Source organism: Streptomyces sp. NPDC058632 (genome assembly GCF_042717095.1).
In the GTDB taxonomy this organism is placed as follows: Bacteria; Actinomycetota; Actinomycetes; order Streptomycetales; family Streptomycetaceae; genus Streptomyces.
On sequence record NZ_JBHXQZ010000004.1, the window covers coordinates 96,279 to 114,598 of the forward strand.

Here is an 18,320-nt window from a genome sequence, read left to right on the forward strand (position 1 = left end):
TGTTTTTTTCGGTTGGGGGCGCCCCCGCCGGGGCTTGTCCAACCCCCCCCCCCGGTTTCTGGGGGGGGGCTGGGCCCTGACGCCGATGCCCGCCGCCGGCTTCCCGCCGGTTCAGCTGTAAGGGATCACCAGTACGGACTTGTCCGTGCCCGTCTGGAGCTTCGAGGTGCCGTTGCCGATAGCGCTCCACACCTCGAGGCGTACGGTGCCGCCGTCCAGATCGCCCGGTGCGCCCGTGGACGTCCTGAGACCGCGTGCCTGCGTGTACTCCTCCCATCCGGTGACCGGGTCGGTCGCGAAGTAGTGGTACGTCTCGGTCCGGTCGAAATCACCGTCGCCGGTGAAGTCGTAGCTGATCCGGGCCTGCTGACCGAGCCCGACCGTGCTGCCCGCGTCCACCTGGAGCCGGAAGGCGGTCTGTGTGCCCGGGGTGAGCGTGCCGTCGACGCCGCGGACCTCGTAGACGAGGGGCTGGTACGGAGTGCCGTCGTGGTTGACGCCGCCACCGGAGGCGATGGTGTCGCTGCCCGCCGTGCCGCCGCTCGCCGTGGTCAGGGCGCCACCACTGCGCAGCTGGAAGGTGTTGCCGGTCGGCGGTTCCGGGTCGGGGTCCCCTGAACCGGTCCCGGTACCGCTCGCGGTGGAACGGGCCGGCACGGAGAGGGTCTTGCCGTCGGAGAAGGTGACGGTGCGGGCCGTCGGTCCGTGGTTGTGGGCCGCGTAGGTCCGGGTCGTTCCCTTGGTGAAGACGGCGGAGGTGGGGATGTCACCGGTCACCGTGGCGTCCGGGGCGCCGAGGGTGTCGAGGGTGTTGATCCAGTGGTAGGTGTGCGCCTTCGACTCTCCCTGTTCCGGGGTGTAGCCGGCGTGGCCCGCGTCCCATTTCGTCTTGGCCGCAGCCGGGTCGGCGAAGGACTGGAACTCCCAGAGGATGTCGCGCCATTCGACGGCCGGGCCGCCGTTCTCCCGCTCCATCTCGTCGATGTTGCGCCGGATCGCGGCCTTCTCACCGCCGAGGTGGAGCGATCCGCCGGTCACGGGCAGGACGTTGATGCCGTGGATCTCCTCGGGGTTGGCGGTCCACCAGGTGGCGTAGGCGGCGCCACTGCCCCACACCATGCCGGCTGTGTCGTGACCGAAGGAGGAGGGGAAGACCTGCTCGTCTGCGTCGAACCAGTACTGGGCGATCGACTCCGACTCGGTGGTCAGCAGAAAGGTGCCGAGGTCACGCAGCGAAGTGTCGCCGGTGGCGGAGCCCCACAGGACGAGGGCTGCGCTGAGGTTGGTGGACTCGGAGGAGGACTCCTGGTTGTTGCCGGCGGCGAAACCCTGATGGCCGGAGGCCCAGCTGTGGCCCGCGTAGACGTCGAAGCCGCGCAGGAAGGGGAAGGCGGTGTCGGTGCGGCTGGGGTTGGCGGCATCCCGTACGAGGGCCTTGACCATACCGCCCCAGGCGGAGTCGGCGGCCCATCCCTGGTCGTACTGGGCGACGATCGCCGCCGCGTAGACGTAGTAGCTGTAGTGGAAGTGGTGGTCGTTGAGCTCGGTGTCGCTGCCGTAGGAGGCGGGGTAGCCGGTGAGCGTCTTCCAGTCCTTGTCGTAGCTGAACTCGTTCGCGCCTCCCGCCGTGAACCAGTCCTGGAGTTTGCCCTTCATCAGGCCCAGAAGCCTGTCGCGGATGCCGGTTTCGCCGATCTGGTCGGCCATCGGGACGAGCTGGGCGAGACGGCCGAGGGCCTTGCCGGTCCAGTAGGTGTCGGAGGCTCCGGAGAAGGGGTCGGCTGCGTTCACGACCTCGTTCAGGTAACCGCGCAGTCTGGCGGTGTCCACGCCGTTCGACTTGGGCAGCGCGGGCAGCACCGCCGCTGCCTTCTGGCTCGTGGTGAAGGAGGCCGACTCGCGGACCTTCATGGTGCCGCGCGGTGAGACGTAGGTGTAGGAGGTGAGGGGGTCCGTGGTGTTCAGCCACTGGTGGCGGTAGAGGGCCTGGAGCGTGCCGCGCTCTGTTCCTTCCTTCGCCTCGGTGGTGAGCGTGTAGGTGGCCCTGACGGTGCCACCGGTGTAGCTCCAGGTGGCCTTGGAGCCGGTGACGAAGCTGTAGGCGTACTTCTTGAAGGTCGCCAGCGCGCCGGTGGACGGCAGCACGGCGACGGAGAAGTAGTCCTTGGAGCCGAGCCCCGCGGTGACGGTGGAGCCGGCGACGTTCCAGTCACTGCCGGTCGGCGCGAAGAGGGCGTAGTGGTGCCCGGCGACGGTGATGCCGAGGACGTTGCCCTGGTCGGCGAAGACGGTGGGCGCGCCGGCGGTGGTGATCTGGGCGTTGCCGCCGGAGCCCTTGGCGTAGACGAACGGGGAGCCGTGGCCGATGGTGGTGCGCAGGGTGCGGGCGCCGTCGGACCATTGGGGGGTGACCGTCCAGTCGGACCAGTCGTCGGCCTTGGTGTCGGGTGAGTTGAGGCCGGTCAGTCCGATGGTGAGGTCGCGCTTGTGGGCGTACTCGTACTGGCGGCCGTCACCGACGATCGCGGGGGTCGTCGGGTAGCCGACGTCGAGCCCGCCGGCCGTGGCCTGGTAGGTGAGGGGGTGTCCGTACATGGGGGTCGAGTACGGGTTGTCGCCGTAGCGCTGGAAGGCGAGGGAGGACCACCAGTCGTTGGTGGGCACGGGCCGGTTCCGGGCGGCGGCGGTCAGCTTGGGCGTGACCGGCGTTCCTGTGTTGGTGGTGGGGCCCGACGTGCCGGGGGGCCGGGTGTCGGAGTAGCTGCCGGAGCCCACGGGGACGGTGGCGGCGGCCGCCGGTACGGCGGCCGGGCCCAGGCCGACGACGGCTAGGGCTGAGGCCAGAAGCAGTACTACTGCCGGCCTGGTACGGGGGGATGGCATGCGGCACCTCAAGTCATCACAGGAAGAGGGTCTGAGAGCGCTCTCAGATGGCCGGAACGTAAAGCCCCTGTAATGCACGTGTCAATACATTGAACACAGTGGGCAGTTGGCGCCGCCACATGGGCCGCTGTCCGCCTCGGTGCCAACGCACTCACCGCACAGGCCCTGCCTGCGGATCCTTCGACTACCGGGGCGAGAAGATCCTGAAGCGTGCCCTCCTCGCCCGCGCCCGCGCGGTCGCCGCACGGATCACCTCTTGCACCGACGACCCGGCGCGCACCCCCACCAGCTCGTCATCGGCAGCCCCCGCGCCCTTGTCGGCCTTCCCCCCGCCGCGGGCCCCGCCGGCCGCCGACCCGCACGACGACGGGGCCACGGTCACGGAAATCGCGGCCGGGTGAGGTTTCTTCCATCCGGGCCGCTCCACCGCCCTCTACCGCGGCGCCCGTCGCCGGCCCTCACGTCAGACCCTGCTGGACGACTGACACCGGCCGCCCGCCCTCACCCGCCTCAGCCGGCCACGAACTCCGACTCCCACGGCCGCGGCCCCACGCCGTCCTGCCAGCGCAGGAGTTCTTGACCGTCCATGCACACGATGCCGCACTGCTCGGCGTACTCGATCGCGGGAGCGGTGAAGTCGCTGGTGGTGACCACGACGGCGACATCGGCCCCGTGAACGGTGAAACAGGTGCCGCCGAACCGCTGCATGTCCTGAGAACCGACTCGGTTGGCGTCGCAGTACCGCTTGCACTGGATGACGACCAGGCGCCCGTCCGGCGTCCTCGCCACGACGTCGGCGCCCAGGTCGCCGGCCCCGCCCACGACGTCCACGTCGAGGCAGCCGTCGCGTCGACACAACTCGGCTATCGCCTGCTCGAACTCTGCGGGGTCCAGCGCCTCGTAGGCGATCTCCCCGGTGTCCGCGGACACCTCGTTCACGGGCTCAAGGAGGGGGACGGTCCGTTCCACGTCGAGGCGGCCGCCGCAGGGATCGGTCCGTGCTGCCACGGGGCCGGCGGCAGGAGCCGGTGGAGCGGTGTCGAGGGCTTCGACCGCCGTCTCCGTGGCCTCTTCCAGGGCTTCCGCGGCGTGGCGCGCGAGCCTCGCTGCCGATACCCGGCGCCTTCTGCGGCAGCCGGCCACGACACCGCCGGTGCCCACGAGGACGAGAACGACGGCCCAGGCGGGACGGCGTTCGGCGGCGGCCGTCGCGGTACGGACGACCGTGCCCACCAGTGTCAGAATGACGGCGAGAAGGACGAAGTACAGGGCCGTCGACCGGAGTTCGAACCGGCGGGAGCGGCGCACGGAACGTGAAGCACGTGCGGGTACGGCCATGGTGATGCTTCCTCTCCAGGGACGCCAACGAAGATCAAAAGGCGTCTGCCCAGGTACGGAAGGTTCTATCGAGCCGGTACGACCACCCGTGTCACGGTGCTTCCACACCGTCGACGCGGCCCGCGCCACTGCGCCGGCTGTATCGCCGCATGAAGAACCGCTGCCACTCGGACGGCTCCCGCGTGCGCTCGCCGAAGACCGAGAACGTACGCGCCGCAAGGGTCGCGGGTATCCGACCGCCTTCATTGCCCAGATGGCCGCCCTGCCCAGCCGCCCCGGCAAACACCATTGCAGTACTGGTCTCAATGCCGTGTGGTTGGCGTCGGGCGTCCGGCGTCATGAAGTACCCCTCAGGTCCCTGCACTTCCGTTCTATGCCGCGAGGCCCAGTCGTTGGTGACAGCGGACCCTCGCCCGGTGTGGCGTGAGGCAGCCGATGGCCGAGTGGATCCGCTCCCGGTCGTCATGTTCCGCGGTCCACCGGAATACGTCCTGCCGAGCCTGCGCCCCGGCCCCCGGACTGTCGTGCCGATCTCGGCTTTCAGGACGGCGAAAAACTCTCCGCCGCGGCATTGTCGAAGCATGAACCGGTCCGGCCGGTACTCTGCCGGATGGATGTCCAGCTGGGTGCGTATACGACCGGCCTTCGACCTGGACCACGACCTCCCGCGTGCGCAGGCCGACCGGCGTCGCCGGACACAGCGACCCCTCGGCCGTCGGCAGGCAGATGATGTCCCCGACGGGTTTCATCCCCGGCATCGGCGCCGCGAAGTCCCGCGGAATGAGGTCCGGCACGGAAAGCACGGTGCGGTTCCGCTTCGTCGAGGACCGCGGCTTTTGTCGCGTTGCCCCAACGATCTCACGCTCCCGCATGATCCACGCGACCCGTTTGCGGTTCACGACCCGGCCCTGACGGCGCAGTTTCTGCGTGATCCGGCGGGCACCGTAGGCACCCCGGGAATCGGTGTGGTTCTCCCGGATGCGACGGGCGAGGTCCTCCTGCGCGTCCGCCTTCTCCTGCCGGGCCTCCTTGTCTCCGTGCCAGGTGCAGTAGCCGGAACGGTCCCGGCCCAGGACGCCACACACCCGCTCCACGCCGTGGACGTTCCGGCTCTCGTCGACGAAACAGCGAGCGGACCACCATATCGACATCCTCGAGCAGGCGGGGCAAGAGCCCTTCCGCATCGGTCGCATCGACACGGCAGACAGGTCCTGGACGGTCGTGCTCTGCCTCAATGCCGCGGCAACAGCAGTGGTGACCTGCGCGGGGGCCGCCCTGTCCCGCACCCCGCAAACGCTGCACAACCACCGCAAGTGACAACAAGTCCGCCTTTGTGAACGTCGGAAGGACCGCCGTAGCCGCAGATCAGTCCGCGTACACGACGATCAGGCACAGAGCCGCGAACGGCACGACGGACGAGCCGAGCAGCGTCAGCACTGCCGGAACCGCCGCCGTCAGCCGCTCCCTGCCCTTGCGCCGGCCCGAGCGGAACACCACGCGGGCCAGGACGGGCGGCAGCGCCACGAGGGCGAGGAAGATCACCGGCACCGAGAGCCGGCTGAACGCGGTGGTGCCGGTGTCGGTGACCATGTGCCAGGCGGTTGCGCCGAAGACGGCTGCTGGGCCGGCCAGCAGACCGAACGAGAGGACCGACGCCAGGGCGACGGTCAGTCCTTCGGTCAGCCGCTCGGCACGCGCACGCTCCCGGCGCACTTCCGTTGTCCCGCTGTCCCTCATGCCCATCCCCAGGTGCCGCAGTTCGGTGTCACCAGTGCTCCGGTCGAGCCGCTCAGCCTGTGGCCGGCAGAACGACAGCGCAGGGCCCCCAAGGCCGCGGACACGATGATCTCATGGGCCCACCGGCCCGTCGGCGTCCTGTGCAGCTCCGTACGGCTCGCGTTCCGCCCGGCCGGCAAGCGCGAGACCGACCGCGGCCGGCGTCGAGCCCAGGCGCTCTGTCCAGCGGCTGTGCCTCCGGGGCAACCCCAACCCCGGCATCTGCTCGACGAACGTACGCCGTCCGCGAGATTCCACACCCCCGTTCCCACCTGGGAGTGTGGGTCAGTAACGAGCAAGCGGCTCCGTTGCTGCGACCGGCGGATCGGTTGCGGCAGCCCTGTCCGGGCCTGTGGGGCTCTGGCGGGGCCGTGTCGGCCGGGTGTCCGGCCTGCAGGGCTCGTCACGTGGCCGGGGAGGCCCGGCCGGTCGGCCGGCCAGGGCGGCGGTCCCTGCCGTCCTTGTGTGCCGGAAGATCTTGCGGAGGTTGTGGCAGGCGGCCAGCAGACGCCACTCGCCGCGGGCGCCGTCTTCGCCGCGCAGGAGGAGCTGGCGGCCGTTCTGGCAGGACATGATCTGTCCGAAGACGGGTTCGACTATGGTCTTGCGGCGGCTGTAGACGGCTCGTCCGGGTTTGGTCCGCAGCTTGCGGGCCATGCGCTCCTTCAAGGTCGCGTCCTTGAGGGTGCGTCCGCGAGGTGCGGGTGGGACCTGCTCGTCGCGGGCAGGACGGCCGGTGGCCATGAACGTATCGTTTCCGCAGGCGAGTTGGCGGTCCCGGGCGGCTTCGAGGTTGGTCTCGGAGGCCGGCGGCGTTCTTGTCCCCGGTGTGACGGCGGGCCTTGCCGGCTGCCTCGGCCTCGATCTGGGCGCGGGCGGCCTGCAGGCGTGCGAGGCGCTTCTCGCGACGGTCCAGTTCGGCGGGCAGGTCGGTGTCCTTGTCGTCGATGCCGAACCTCTGATCCTCGGCGGTGTCGGTGGTCTCGGCGTAGGCGAGCAGGGCGGTGGCCTTGGCCCTCAACTCGGCGATCTCGACCTCGATCCGTTCTTCCTTGTCGATCAGGCGGCCGTAGCTCATCGCCTTGCGCTTGGAGGCGTTCGCTTCGAGCTTGGTGCCGTCCAGGGCGACGCAGCCCGTCTTGACCATGCCGGGCTTGGTCGCGAGGCGCAGCGACTGGGTGAACAGGTCGGCCAGGGCGTTGAGGTGACGGCGGCGGAACCGGGCGATGGAGCGGAAGTCCGGGGCCTGGTCGGCGGCCAGGAACCGGACCGCCACGTCGTCGGCGCATTTGCGCTCGATCGCCCGGCAGGAGCGGACACCGGTGGTGTAGCCGTAAATCAGCAGGCGCATCATCAGCCGGGGGGCATGGGGCGGGTAGCCGCGCTTCTCGGTGCAGTCGGCCAGGATCGGGGAGAGGTCGAGTACCTCGTCGGCCAGGTCTGCGACGAACCGGGCGAGGTGGTCCTGGGGCAGCCAGTCGTCCAGCGAGGGAGGCAGCAGCAGGACCTGGTGCGGGTCGAACGCCCGGAACGCCTTGTCCACCGCCGCCGGACGGTCCTGCCGCCGCTTCGTCTCGAGCGGATCGACCTCGACCAGTCCATCCCCGCCACGCATACCGGGATCATCTCGCACGAAAGATCACGAGACGCAGGCGGGTTGCCCGTACTGAGACACGCTCCTAGCCGACCTGCTGCAATGCCCAGTAGTGCGGCTCGATGGGGGCCTGCCTCACCACGAGTCGACCGGTTACGTCGGGACTGTCCACCAGCTTCCCCCACGAGCCGGATCGGTCGCCGGGGGTGTGCTCGATGTCGGCCCACACCACGCTGCCGGGCCCGGCGGAGCCGTAGAAGACAGTCCACTCGGCGTACTTGTCAGCGCAGTTGTTGACCGCCACGCGGTGCTCCGTCGTCACGCTCAGGCAGGTGCGCGGGTTCGAGCCCGGCGCGGAGACCTCCATTGTTCCGTTGGGGCGTTGCCGTACCTGCCAGTTCGCCGAGGTGGACGCGTTGTCCGTGCAGGCGCCCAGCGACACCATGCCGATACTCCCGTGCGTTTTGGGCCAGACCAGGCACTTGCCGTCCTTGAGAGCCGCGAACCGGTAGACCCCGTCGACGATCGGGGCGGCGTGGGCGGGTTGTGCGAGTGACGCAACGGCCGCAACCGCGGCGGCCATGACGGCGATGACGCGTGAACGCATGGGATGGGACTCCTCGAACAGTCGTGGTCGAGCCGATCGCACGGCACAGACGTGGCCGATGCACATTCCGCCGGAGACGGCGGCGGCACCGATCCTGGAACACCGGCCCGCCCGGTAGCAGCCTGCGGTGGCCGCGGCCACTCGTCCGGCTGAGCCGCATCACCCAATGGCGTGACGGCTCGGGGCTGTGGCCTCGCCGACGAGAACCCCATGAACACAAGCCCGCGGGAGCGGGCATACGCCGGGGACGCAGCTCGACGGTGTCCGCCGGGCGCGCCGAACCATCATGCGTCGGAGGCGTTTTGCGCGGCCGGAAATCCACCGGACCGTTGTCCCGGAGCCGCTGATGCGCGCCTCTACCGTGCGGGCATGCTCACCATGCGCTGGATGCGGCGTTTGCTGGTGTCCGGGCCGGCGGCAGTCCTCGCGGTCGGGGGCGGAGCGAGTCCGGCCCTCGCGAGGTCTCCAGTCCCCGACGCCACCACGCATACCGGGATCATCCCGCACCAATGATCACGAACCGTAGGCGGGTTGCCGGTTACCGAGACACGCTCCTGGGCGGTGACTCGATCCGCCTGAACGTCTTGGCAAACGGGTGTTGAGAGCTTCCCGTCCAGGACACAGCACGGACCCAAGCTGGCCAACCGGAGCGCCATGGCTCGGCCACTGGAATACCCGGAGGCCACCCGCCAAGCGCCCCCACCGGGAGATGTCGGGGTTTCAGCTGTCGTCATCGGCAGGCTCCGGCTCCCGTACGTACCAGAGGTCGAGCACGTAACTCTCCCGCGTGGGGCACTCCGCCCAGGCCTGACCGATACGGTCCGGGGACCAATGCTCAGCGGCACCCTGCGCGATGCACCAGTTGTAGTAGTCGGCCGTCTCCTGCCGTCCGGTCCATGAGGCATGGCCCTCGTAGACGCCAGGGCGCGGGAGTTCTGTGCCACCGGCCGGCCCCATGGTGAACTGGTTGACGACGAGCTCCCCGGTCTCCGCTTCCAGGGTCACTCGGGTGTGGCCCTCACTTCCAGCGAGGGCCGGCTGGGGGACGTCCCAGATCCGAAGCGTGATCTGTACGGGGATGTCGGGTTGGAGGCTGTGCAGGTACAGGTGGTAGCCGTTGCCGGCCACCACCTGGCTTCGTGAGGCTTTCAGAGTGTCGTCATCACCGAGGTGGGCGTCGGCGTCGTACACCTCGACCACGCGCCGGTCGGGGCGTGCCATGACGGTGTACTCGGTGATGAGCGACATGGCTGCTTCCTCGGGAGGCCATGGGGTGGTCTTCACGTGGAACGGCTCGCCGTCGAGCATACGGTTGACCGTGTACATCGAGTTGAGGCGATGGCTGCTCGGCGGTTGGTTGCCTGCTTGTCCTCTCCTCGACATCACCGAGTCCGTCAGCCAGCAGCATGTCCACCGCGCCCGGATCCGGGTCGCCGCCGAACGCCGCCGCGGCAGGGACGAGGTGGACCCCGCGTCCGCGCGCCGGGTCGTCGAGGAGTTCCTCGCCGCCGCCACGTCGGGGCGCACCGAACGGCTGGTGGCGCTGCTCACCGACGACGTGACCGGAGCGGCCACAGTGATGATCCTCCTCATGCCCGGAGAATGATCCTCGAGCCGCGAAGGGACGCCGGGGCGCCCAAGGGAGGTGCGGGTCGTGGGCCGCGCGGTCGCGCGGGCTCACCCCCACCACGGGGGGCGAGCGTCCGTCTCGGTGCCGATGGGAAAGCGTGCCGGGGTACGGCTCCCAGGCCCCCCGGCCCGTGGCCTGGTCCCGCAATGCCGGCGGCGCGGGCGTCGGTGAGGTGATCGCACGAGTGGTTCTCCTAGGCGGTGTGGTGCCTTCTCGGCGTGCGATCGACGGGGAACGGACGAGCGGGGCGAGCAGGCCCGCGGCACATGCCGGGCACCCCAAACACTTTCCGTGCGTGCTCCATCAGATGTGGTGAACCCCGCAGGTCAGAAGAGTGATGCGCCCGGGTTGCCCCCCATGATGGCGTCGTCTCACCCGCCCCTCACGCAAGGAGGACGACCATGTCCGAGACGACCGAGCCCAACGTCGGTTCGTTCACCCTCGGCGGGCCGCTGACCGCCGAACCCGCCGGACCGATCGAGGTACCGGAGCACGGCGAGTGGACCCTGCCCAACGGCTTCGCCTGGGTCTTCCCCGGCGGGGGCGACCGCGGCGGTCTCGTCCGGCCCGTGATCATGGCCGACGGCTTCAACCTCGGCAGGAGCAAGCTCGACGCGCTCTACCAGGGGCTGGAGAGCGGCTACCCGTTCATCAGCGAGCTGCGCCGCCGCGGCAGGGACGTGATCCTGCTCGGTTTCGAGGAGCGCAGCGCGTCGATCCTGGACAACGCGCAGGCGGCCGAGGCCGCCGTCATGCGGGCCATCGCCGAGCAGCAGGGCGACGCCCGCCTGGTCGTCGGCGGCTTCAGCATGGGCGGCATCGTCACCCGCTACGCGCTCGCCCACATGGAGTTGCAGCGGATGGACCACCGGACCGCGCTGTACTTCTCCTACGACAGCCCGCACCGCGGCGCTTCCATCCCGGTCGGCGTGCAGGCGTTCTCGCACTTCATCCCGTTCCCGAACGACTTCGCGAAGCAGATGAACAGCCCGGCCGCGCGCCAGATGCTGTGGCAGCACTACGACAAGGACACCGGCAAGATCGGCGTCGCCCCGGAGCGCACGGAGTTCCTGGCCGACCTGGAACGGCTCGGCGGCTGGCCGCAGATTCCGATGAAGATCGCCGTGGCCAACGGTCGCGGCGACGGGGTCGGCCTGCCGGACGTGAAGCCCGGCGATGTCGCGCTGCGGGTCGACCGGATCTACCCGGGCACCACCTTCTACACCCAGGCCCAGGGCGACGACGTGACGGCCGCCTACCTCAACCGCAGGTTCCCCAAGACGGAGAAGACCATCACGACCAGCGGCTTCCCGGAACTGGACGGCGCACCGGGCGGAACCCTGCACACCTACAAGATCCTCGCCGACACCATGAAGAAGCTCGGCGGCACGGCGGACCTGCGGCACGAGGACGTGTGCTTCGTCCCCTCGGTCAGCGCGGTCGCGATCCGCGACATCGAGACGCAGGACAACCTGTACACGGCCATCAACGGACTGGACCCGGAGCAGAGCGAGCTGGACGGCTTCCTCTGTTCGTCCACGACCACCGCGCACACGGCCATCACCGAAGAACTGTGCACCTGGCTCATGGACCGGCTCCCCGACTGATCCCCGTCACGCGCCCACCGGGGCTGCCGTCCACTCACACCGGACGGACGGCGGCCCCTTCGTCGATCCGCGCCCCGACCAGCCCGCTCAAACTTCGATGAGAGCGCTCAACCTTCACTGCGAGAGGCCAGTGTCCCGTGCAGTAAAGGTTGATCTTTGCCACGGAAAGTTGACGATCGGCGAGTTCGTGCCATCGAAGTGTGAGTGGTACGGAATGGCGAAATGCGGGTGCGGGGCTATAAGCAGCAGTGATCCGCACAGTCAAGCGATGTGGTCACTCGATCGTGAGTTGTTGCGCTCTCGCGCCCGGTCCGACCCGATGCTCGGAAGAACGGCGCGTGACCGGCGCCGCCCGGATGTCTTGTGGGTGAGGAATACCATGACTCGAGAAGCGGGACGGCGAGACGGCTTGGACGAGCAGGCGGTGCTGCTGATGGCCGGGTTGGCCGATCTTGCGGTGAGCACGCTGGGTTCTGCCCTGGGGACGGTGCGAGGGCTGTTGCGCCGCTCGGACACCGCGGAGCTCGCGGCGGAAGCCGAGAACGAGCTGATGGCGCGTGGGCGCTTGGCGCTGGACCGGTACACAGCCATACCCCCGGCCCACCTGGAGATCCTCGCCCGTCACGCCCTGGCCCGGAAGACCGCCGATGACGTCTGACGGGTGGGCGCCGGCCGCGTTCAAGACCCGCATCGACGAGGTACTGCACCGGTTCGTCGCGCAGGAGGCTGACCGGTTCGCGGCGATCGACCCGCTCCTGGGCCCGGTGGCCGAGCAATTGGAGGCGGCCGTCGCGGACGGCAAACGGCTGCGGGCGGCGTTCTGCTACTGGGGCTGGCGCGCGGTGGGACAGCCGGACAGCGACGCGCTGGTGCGGGCAGCGGCCTCCATGGAGCTCGTGCACGCCGCCGCTGTCGTGCACGACGACCTCATCGACGACAGCCCGCTGCGGCACGGGCGCCCTACCGCGCACATCGCCCTGCGTGGTGCCGTACGCCGTCGCCCCCGCGGCGACGCCGCCGCGCGGTCGCTCGCGATGCTGGTGGGAGACCTGCTGATGGCGCTGGCCGGGCAGTTGTTCGCCACCAGCGGCCTGCCTGCCGCATACCTGGCCCGGGCCCGCTCCCTGTGGTCGGTGATGGCCCGCGAGCTGATCGCCGGCGAATGCCTGGAAATTCTGAGCACCGGAACCGGTCCGGACACGACCGCGTCGCTGAAGGTGGTCCGCTACAAGACCGCCAAGTACACCGTTGAGCAGCCCCTGCTGATCGGCGGCGCCCTGGCCGGGGCGGGCGGGCGGCTGTGCGAGGGCTACTCCGCGTACGGGTTGCCGCTGGGCGAGGCGTTCCAGCTTCGGGACGACCTGCTCGGCCTGTTCGGAGATCCGGAACGCACCGGCAAGGCCAACGCCGACGACGTGCGCGGCAACCGGCCCACGGCCCTGCTGGCAGAGACCTGGCGTCTCGCCGCCGACGGAGACCGCGAACGGCTGCGCGCCCTGCTGGGCCGGCGCCGCCCGGACGCAGATGCCCTGGCCGCGGTGCGCGAGGTGATGCGCCGGCTGAAGGCACCTGACCGCATCGAGGACATGATCAGCACACGCGTCCGGGAGGCACTGGGCGCTCTCCACGAGCTGGACGTACCAGCGCACGCCGCGAGCGCCTTGACCGCACTGGCGCAGTCCGCGGCGGACCGCCTGTCCTGAACTTTTGCACCCCGGTCGGCACAACCACACGCCATGCCCGGCCGTCGGCCCTCCCGCCGGTCGTCGACGGTCCCGAAGAAACAAGGAGCCCCGCCATGACCTGCACCGAGGCATCCATGGACGCCCTACGGCACGCCGGCGACGAACTCGCCGACACCACTGTCGCCGCACTCTTCGAAAGCGGCCAGGTGGGCACGTTCAACACTCTGATGCGCTACGTCTCCAACGCCGGCGCTCCCCTGCCGGACGGGCTGCCCGACGTCGCCCGGGAGTACCTGGAGTCGACCCGTGTCCCGCCGTCCTGGGTGGACTGGGCGGAAATGGAAAAGGCCCGGCTGTTCTTCATCGACAACAACGTGCACATCTCCACCGCGTTGTCCTTCGCCTCGATGCCCGCCTGCTACGTCGTCCCGCACGTGGCGAAACTGCTGTCGGCCGCCCACGGACTGAAGTACCCGGCCAAACGGATGGCGGAGACGGGTCAGTTCACCGTCTACCTGATGCAGCCCGATGCCTTCGAGGCCGGCAGCCGCTTCATCCCTGCCGCCCAGAAGGTCCGCCTCCTGCATGCCTCCATCCGCCACCACCTCAAGCGCGAGAACCAGTGGGACACCACCGCGCTGGGGACGCCGATCTGCCAGGAGGACATGATCGGCGGGCAGATGTTCTTCTCTCTGCTCACCCTGGACAGCCTGCACCGCCTCGGCATCCACATGTCACAGGAAGGCGCCGAAGCCTACTACTACGCCTGGCGGGTGGTCGGCGCCATGCTCGGCGTCGACCAGGACGCCGTCCCCAAGACCCTGGAGGAGGCCCGCGCCTTCCTCGACCTGTACATGATCCGGCACATGGGGCCCTCCGAGGAGGGCTCGCACCTGACCCGGCAGCTCATCGACCTCTACGAGGAAGTGGTGCCCGGTACCCTCTTCGACCCGATCGTCTCCGCCCTCATCCGCTACCTCATCGGCGACACCTGCGCCGACTGGCTCCACGTGCCGCAGACCTCATGGGACACCGTCGTCAAGGCCGTGCCCCACCTCCTCGGCATTCTCGAAACCATCGAAGACCGCTCCCCGCTCGGCGCCTGGGCCCTGGACCGTCTCGGCCACCTCACCACCGTCTTCGAGCTGTCCTCCCTCACCCGGGGACGCGTCATGCACTACGCCATCCCCGAACAGCTCAAGAAGGACTACAACATCTCCAGCACGGTGCCCCACACCCACCGATGGACCCCACCGGCCGCCACAGTCTCTTGACCACCCAGCACTCAGACTTCGGCGGCACACACTTACCGATCGTTTCGGAATGAGGTTCGGAGTCGTCTCCAGCAGATGATGCCGCAGGCGAGTTGGAGCAGGCACAGGCGGAGGTCGGCTCGTATGTCGTAGCGGATGCGAAGGCGCTTGAACTGGTGGAGCCGGGCGAAGGTCCGCTCGACGACCCAGCGGGTCTTGCCCAAACCCGAGCCGTGGGCGGTGCCCTTGCGGGCGATCTTCGGTGTGATGCCCCGGGCCCGGATGAGGCGGCGGTACTTGTCGTAGTCGTAGTCGGCAAACAGCCCGCCCGGCCGATGCCTCGTTCGCCCGCGCCTCCCGCGCCTCCCGCGGATGCGGGGTACCGCGTCCGGCAATGGCATCAGCTGAATGACGACGTGACGGTTTCCGCTGGTCAACGAGATGGCCAAGGGAGTGCCGTGCCGGCAGCGCCTCATGCGGCTGCGGCCGGACACCCGACAAGTCCTGCCGGCACAACCCCCAACCGCCAATCCACAGAACGAACTTCATTTTGAAACGATCATTTAGTACTCCAGTTCGACTTCGCGATCTTGTCAGGGACGCAGCACCCCGGTCGGCGGTAAGTCTGGTGCTGCGCGTATAACGCGTTGTGAATCCAGGGACGCCGCCATGGGGTCACCGGCATGTCTTTGCGTCTTCGTATGCATCGTGCCCGGCCGAAGGGCATGCTGGCCTCCGACCAAGCACCGTCGAAGCTGCGCGGGATGAAAGTGGTGCAGTAAGCCGGATGCCCGTGCAAACAGGCGGGGCAGTAGCCGCAGGAACTGAACGACAGCAGCCCCCGGTCGCCCGGCCTCGCCCGGGTCACCGCGGAACCGACCGCCTCCATCACACCCGCACCCTCGTGGCCCAGCACTGCGGGCATGGGGGTGTGCAGGTGCTCGTCGCGGATGGCGAGGTCGGTGTGACAAATGCCGACACCGCCGATCCGGACCAGCAACTCGTCGGGGTGTGGCGCGTCCACCTGGAGGGTCTCCCAGGCGAAGGTTCCAGTGCCGGGACGGTCAACCGCGGCTTCGGCCTCAGGCATGGCGTCCTCCCCGCGGTGGTGCGCCTTCCGGCCGAGTACCCGGTGCGGGCCTGTTGACCGGCCCGCGCCGCCAGCCCACGGCAATGCCGGGGCCACGGCGTGCTTCCCAGCCCGACCTCAGACCCTGACGACCCGCCCTCAGACCCGCGGCGACGGGTAGCAGGGCCGGCTTCAGCCGGGGGGCAAGCTCTCGCGTGGGAAAGCTTGTCCAGGAATGCCTTCGTCCTGCCTGGTCAGGTTCGGTGACGGAGCTTGCCCGACTCCTGGCCGTGGGCGGCCTCCGGCTTCGTCTGCGGCTTCCTGCCGGGTGACGTCGTCGGCGTGGAACGTGCCGCACGGACGAGTCGCCGGCCGGTCGTGGGCCACCCCGGCGGTCGTCTTCTCCCACCGTTCGGCGGAAGCCTTCGGCCCTCGAACGTGCTCGGTGAGAAGGCGCGTGGGACGGCGTTCGTAGTGCGGATCCGTCCACGGCGGGCTGTTCACCGTCTTGAGTGCACAATTTGACGGACCGCTGCTGCGCCCCGGCCAGGTCGTGGAAGTCTGCCGACGCGAGGACCTGGCCGACGCCTGCACCTCGGTCGGTCTGAGGCGGGCCGCCGTTCTACGGGGCAGTGTCTGTGGCGGCAGGATTGCGGAAGGCGGTCTGCGCCGTGTCGAGGAGGCGGCGCAGGCGAAGACCGTCCGGGGCAATGGCGGTGACCAGGGCGGCCGGTCCGACAAGGGGTGTCAGTACCGCCTGGCCGTCTTGCGAAGGGCTGGCGAAGTATCTCGCCTTCGGGGGATTGTTGTCGTAAGCGGGGTCGACGGTGAGGATTTGCCCGGTCGCTCGGTGGTGGGCGAGGGCGGCTGGGCCGTCCCAGGCCGGGGTGGCTGGACCGTAGTTGGCTTCCTGATTGAGCAGGGTACGTCCACCGCGTCGGACGATGAGGTGTGTGGTGACCTGACCTGGTGGTTCTCCTGTGCGTCCGAGAATCTGCTCTTCGCGCAGGACGAGACGCGCTGTGGGGGCGAGGTGGACGGTCCAGGTCTGCCGTAGATTGCTGCCGACGGTGCTGATCAGGGGCTTCGGTAGCCAGTGGAGTTCTGCGTGTTCTTCCACGGTCAGCTGCACGTCATAGGTGGCGTGGTCGGCCGTGCATCCTTGCAACGCGAGGGTCGCGGCAGCGGAGGTGATGTGCAGAACCGCGCCTGGTCGTGCGATGGCTTCGATGCGCAGCCGGTCGCCGCCGAGGGGGGCGCTCATGGCGCCGACGACGCACACGCGTGCCTCGGTTCCTCGTGAACGCAGGCGTCGTAGTTCGAAGGGACCGTCGCCCTCGAGGACCGGCAGACTGGTGGTGCCGCCTCTGGTGGCTGCCGTGATGCGTGCGGTCGCCTGTACGCCTGCGGCTGCCGACACGGCGGGCCGGGTTGCAAGGGTCATGCCGGGCCTGCCGTCCAGGCCGTGAGGAGTTGGCGAATCCAGTCGGCCACCGGCTCCACGCCGCCTTCGCTTCTGAGGGAGGTGAAGGCGACCGGAAGCTCACCGCGCTGTGCCCTGGCATCGCGGGCCATGCCCTCCAGGTCGGAGCCCACGTACGGTGCGAGGTCGGTCTTGTTGATGACGAGGAGATCGGCGGTAGTCACTCCGGGGCCGCCCTTGCGCGGAATGTCGTCACCGCCCGCGACGTCGATGACAAAGAGTTGCGCGTCGACGAGACCCTTGGAGAACGTCGCGGTGAGATTGTCGCCGCCGGACTCCAACAGGACCAGGTCGAGGGGATCGATCTCGTTCTCCAGCTCTTCGAGGGCCTCCAGGTTGGCGGAGATGTCGTCGCGGATGGCGGTGTGCGGGCAGGCGCCGGTTTCGACGGCTCTGATGCGCTCGGGTGGCAGGACGGCTTCGCGCAGCAGAAAGTCGGCGTCCTCGCGGGTATAGATGTCGTTGGTGACCACAGCGATGGACAGTTGGTCCCGTAGGGCCCGGCACAGGGCGGCGACGGTGGCGGTCTTGCCCGATCCGACCGGCCCGCCCAGACCGATCCGCAGGGCGCGTCGTGTGCCGTTGTGGCGTCGCGGTTCGGCGGCGCTGTAGGTGTGCCGGTGGGGGAATTTCTCGTCGAGGTCATGGCCGAGGTGCATGCGGTTTCCTGCGTGGGTCTCGTGGGTGCAGTGGTCAGGAGGCGAACAGGCGTACCGGCCAGTCGGCATGCTGCTGTGCGGTGATGTCGAGCAGCGGTGCGGAGGCGGCGGGCAGCGCGTCGAGCCCGTGCTCGGGGATGCGCTGGGCTGCGGTGGCGGCTGCGGTGGCGGTGCGGTCGAGGTCGTCGGACAAGTGGGCGAGGACAGCGGTGGCGTCGAACGGGTCCAGGCTCAGCAGCCGGACGGTCGCCATGGCCGGCCCGCTGATCGTTTCGTAGGCCGCCGCATAGGCGGCATCCAGCGGGGTCAGGCCTGCCGACCGGGCGGCCAGGCCCAGGACCACCGGCTGGTGCGCGCCGCGCGGCCGGTGCGCGGCCAGGTGGTCGAGTTCGGCCGACGGCCAGGTGGCACGGGCGGCCCGCATCATCTGTCGGCCGAGTTTGCGTGCGGTGTTCCGCAGGGCCTGCACTGGTGTGCGGGCGTCGGCGGCGGCGTCGAGTTCCAGCGGATCGTGCCCGGCGGCGGCCGCGGCGGCCAGTGCCGCTGTGACCAGGCCCGTGGTGTGCAGCCGTCCCCGGCAGAAGTTCTCCAGCGAGGCTGCGTCCTTGATGAGGCCTGCGGTCACGGACGCTTCGGCCCCGCCGGAGTGCGCGTGGCCTCCGGCGGGGAACCGGCCGTCGGCCAGGACGAACAGCGCGGCGCGGTTCATCTGGTGCAGGTCACCTTCCGTTCCAGC

Annotated in this window: 14 protein-coding genes and 3 pseudogenes; 5 read left to right on the forward strand and 12 right to left on the reverse strand. The window is 69.3% G+C overall.

Annotated features, from left to right (window positions below; all coding sequences use genetic code 11):
- Positions 1 to 111 precede the first annotated feature (111 nt).
- The 7 genes and pseudogenes from ACFWVE_RS03250 to ACFWVE_RS03280 form a co-directional block, all read right to left on the reverse strand.
- Complete coding sequence (locus tag ACFWVE_RS03250; RefSeq protein ID WP_384007711.1) at positions 112 to 2,883, reverse strand: glycosyl hydrolase; 2,772 nt, start codon at positions 2,881 to 2,883, stop codon at positions 112 to 114.
- Between the two features lie 510 nt (positions 2,884 to 3,393).
- Positions 3,394 to 4,221 carry a restriction endonuclease gene (locus tag ACFWVE_RS03255; RefSeq protein WP_384007712.1) on the reverse strand — a complete coding sequence of 276 codons (828 nt, stop codon included), beginning with the start codon at positions 4,219 to 4,221 and terminating at the stop codon, positions 3,394 to 3,396.
- 371 nt (positions 4,222 to 4,592) lie between these two features.
- The gene (locus ACFWVE_RS03260) at positions 4,593 to 5,414 is read right to left on the reverse strand and encodes an IS3 family transposase (protein WP_384007779.1); all 822 of its coding nucleotides are present in this window, start codon (positions 5,412 to 5,414) and stop codon (positions 4,593 to 4,595) included.
- Positions 5,415 to 5,586: 172 nt separating this feature from the next.
- On the reverse strand, positions 5,587 to 5,958 hold the full coding sequence (locus ACFWVE_RS03265) for a hypothetical protein (protein ID WP_384007714.1): 372 nt from the start codon (positions 5,956 to 5,958) through the stop codon (positions 5,587 to 5,589).
- A 480-nt stretch (positions 5,959 to 6,438) separates the two neighbouring features.
- Positions 6,439 to 7,594 (reverse strand): annotated as a pseudogene (locus ACFWVE_RS03270) (transposase); the annotation flags it as partial.
- A gap of 82 nt (positions 7,595 to 7,676) precedes the next feature.
- A complete protein-coding gene (locus tag ACFWVE_RS03275; RefSeq protein WP_384007716.1) occupies positions 7,677 to 8,198 on the reverse strand; it encodes a hypothetical protein in 522 nt (173 codons plus the stop codon).
- Positions 8,199 to 8,918: 720 nt separating this feature from the next.
- Complete coding sequence (locus ACFWVE_RS03280) at positions 8,919 to 9,446, reverse strand: hypothetical protein (RefSeq protein WP_384007717.1); 528 nt, start codon at positions 9,444 to 9,446, stop codon at positions 8,919 to 8,921.
- 124 nt (positions 9,447 to 9,570) lie between these two features.
- On the opposite strand from ACFWVE_RS03280, the pseudogene ACFWVE_RS03285 reads away from it, so the two are divergent.
- From ACFWVE_RS03285 to ACFWVE_RS03305, 5 genes and pseudogenes are all read left to right on the forward strand, one after another.
- Positions 9,571 to 9,771 (forward strand): annotated as a pseudogene (locus tag ACFWVE_RS03285) (RNA polymerase subunit sigma-70); the annotation flags it as partial.
- A gap of 458 nt (positions 9,772 to 10,229) precedes the next feature.
- Positions 10,230 to 11,435 (forward strand): esterase/lipase family protein, encoded by a 1,206-nt coding sequence (locus ACFWVE_RS03290; RefSeq protein ID WP_384007718.1) that lies wholly within the window; start codon positions 10,230 to 10,232, stop codon positions 11,433 to 11,435.
- 379 nt (positions 11,436 to 11,814) lie between these two features.
- Positions 11,815 to 12,093 carry a polyprenyl synthetase gene (locus ACFWVE_RS03295; RefSeq protein WP_384007720.1) on the forward strand — a complete coding sequence of 93 codons (279 nt, stop codon included), beginning with the start codon at positions 11,815 to 11,817 and terminating at the stop codon, positions 12,091 to 12,093.
- Entirely contained in the window at positions 12,083 to 13,138 is a 1,056-nt protein-coding gene (locus tag ACFWVE_RS03300; RefSeq protein ID WP_384007722.1) for a polyprenyl synthetase family protein, read from the forward strand. Before ACFWVE_RS03295 ends, ACFWVE_RS03300 begins: the two co-directional genes overlap by 11 nt.
- Before the next feature lie 95 nt (positions 13,139 to 13,233).
- Positions 13,234 to 14,394 carry an oxygenase MpaB family protein gene (locus ACFWVE_RS03305; RefSeq protein WP_384007724.1) on the forward strand — a complete coding sequence of 387 codons (1,161 nt, stop codon included), beginning with the start codon at positions 13,234 to 13,236 and terminating at the stop codon, positions 14,392 to 14,394.
- 32 nt (positions 14,395 to 14,426) lie between these two features.
- Here ACFWVE_RS03305 and ACFWVE_RS03310 read toward each other — a convergent pair.
- The 5 genes and pseudogenes from ACFWVE_RS03310 to ACFWVE_RS03330 form a co-directional block, all read right to left on the reverse strand.
- Positions 14,427 to 14,831 (reverse strand): annotated as a pseudogene (locus tag ACFWVE_RS03310) (transposase); the annotation flags it as partial.
- A gap of 101 nt (positions 14,832 to 14,932) precedes the next feature.
- Positions 14,933 to 15,463, reverse strand: a complete 531-nt coding sequence (locus tag ACFWVE_RS03315; RefSeq protein ID WP_384007726.1) for an alcohol dehydrogenase catalytic domain-containing protein — start codon at positions 15,461 to 15,463, stop codon at positions 14,933 to 14,935.
- Between the two features lie 601 nt (positions 15,464 to 16,064).
- A complete protein-coding gene (locus ACFWVE_RS03320; RefSeq protein WP_384007728.1) occupies positions 16,065 to 16,886 on the reverse strand; it encodes an urease accessory protein UreD in 822 nt (273 codons plus the stop codon).
- The gene (ureG, locus tag ACFWVE_RS03325) at positions 16,883 to 17,584 is read right to left on the reverse strand and encodes an urease accessory protein UreG (RefSeq protein WP_384007730.1); all 702 of its coding nucleotides are present in this window, start codon (positions 17,582 to 17,584) and stop codon (positions 16,883 to 16,885) included. The genes ACFWVE_RS03320 and ureG overlap by 4 nt, the downstream gene beginning before the upstream one ends.
- Positions 17,585 to 17,618: 34 nt before the next feature.
- On the reverse strand, positions 17,619 to 18,293 hold the full coding sequence (locus ACFWVE_RS03330) for an urease accessory protein UreF (RefSeq protein ID WP_384007732.1): 675 nt from the start codon (positions 18,291 to 18,293) through the stop codon (positions 17,619 to 17,621).
- Between the last annotated feature and the right edge of the window lie 27 nt (positions 18,294 to 18,320).

What these genes read in the sequence shown, in the direction of transcription:
- ACFWVE_RS03275 (WP_384007716.1), bottom strand. Translation starts at nt 8,198, where the DNA reads ATGCGTTCACGCGTCATCGCCGTCATGGCCGCCGCGGTTGCGGCCGTT.
- ACFWVE_RS03330 (WP_384007732.1), bottom strand. Translation starts at nt 18,293, where the DNA reads ATGAACCGCGCCGCGCTGTTCGTCCTGGCCGACGGCCGGTTCCCCGCC.
- ACFWVE_RS03290 (WP_384007718.1), top strand. Translation starts at nt 10,230, where the DNA reads ATGTCCGAGACGACCGAGCCCAACGTCGGTTCGTTCACCCTCGGCGGG.
- ureG (WP_384007730.1), bottom strand. Translation starts at nt 17,584, where the DNA reads ATGCACCTCGGCCATGACCTCGACGAGAAATTCCCCCACCGGCACACC.
- ACFWVE_RS03250 (WP_384007711.1), bottom strand. Translation starts at nt 2,883, where the DNA reads ATGCCATCCCCCCGTACCAGGCCGGCAGTAGTACTGCTTCTGGCCTCA.
- ACFWVE_RS03255 (WP_384007712.1), bottom strand. Translation starts at nt 4,221, where the DNA reads ATGGCCGTACCCGCACGTGCTTCACGTTCCGTGCGCCGCTCCCGCCGG.
- ACFWVE_RS03300 (WP_384007722.1), top strand. Translation starts at nt 12,083, where the DNA reads ATGACGTCTGACGGGTGGGCGCCGGCCGCGTTCAAGACCCGCATCGAC.
- ACFWVE_RS03305 (WP_384007724.1), top strand. Translation starts at nt 13,234, where the DNA reads ATGACCTGCACCGAGGCATCCATGGACGCCCTACGGCACGCCGGCGAC.
- ACFWVE_RS03320 (WP_384007728.1), bottom strand. Translation starts at nt 16,886, where the DNA reads ATGACCCTTGCAACCCGGCCCGCCGTGTCGGCAGCCGCAGGCGTACAG.
- ACFWVE_RS03295 (WP_384007720.1), top strand. Translation starts at nt 11,815, where the DNA reads ATGACTCGAGAAGCGGGACGGCGAGACGGCTTGGACGAGCAGGCGGTG.
- ACFWVE_RS03260 (WP_384007779.1), bottom strand. Translation starts at nt 5,414, where the DNA reads ATGCGACCGATGCGGAAGGGCTCTTGCCCCGCCTGCTCGAGGATGTCG.
- ACFWVE_RS03265 (WP_384007714.1), bottom strand. Translation starts at nt 5,958, where the DNA reads ATGAGGGACAGCGGGACAACGGAAGTGCGCCGGGAGCGTGCGCGTGCC.
- ACFWVE_RS03315 (WP_384007726.1), bottom strand. Translation starts at nt 15,463, where the DNA reads ATGCCTGAGGCCGAAGCCGCGGTTGACCGTCCCGGCACTGGAACCTTC.
- ACFWVE_RS03280 (WP_384007717.1), bottom strand. Translation starts at nt 9,446, where the DNA reads ATGTCGCTCATCACCGAGTACACCGTCATGGCACGCCCCGACCGGCGC.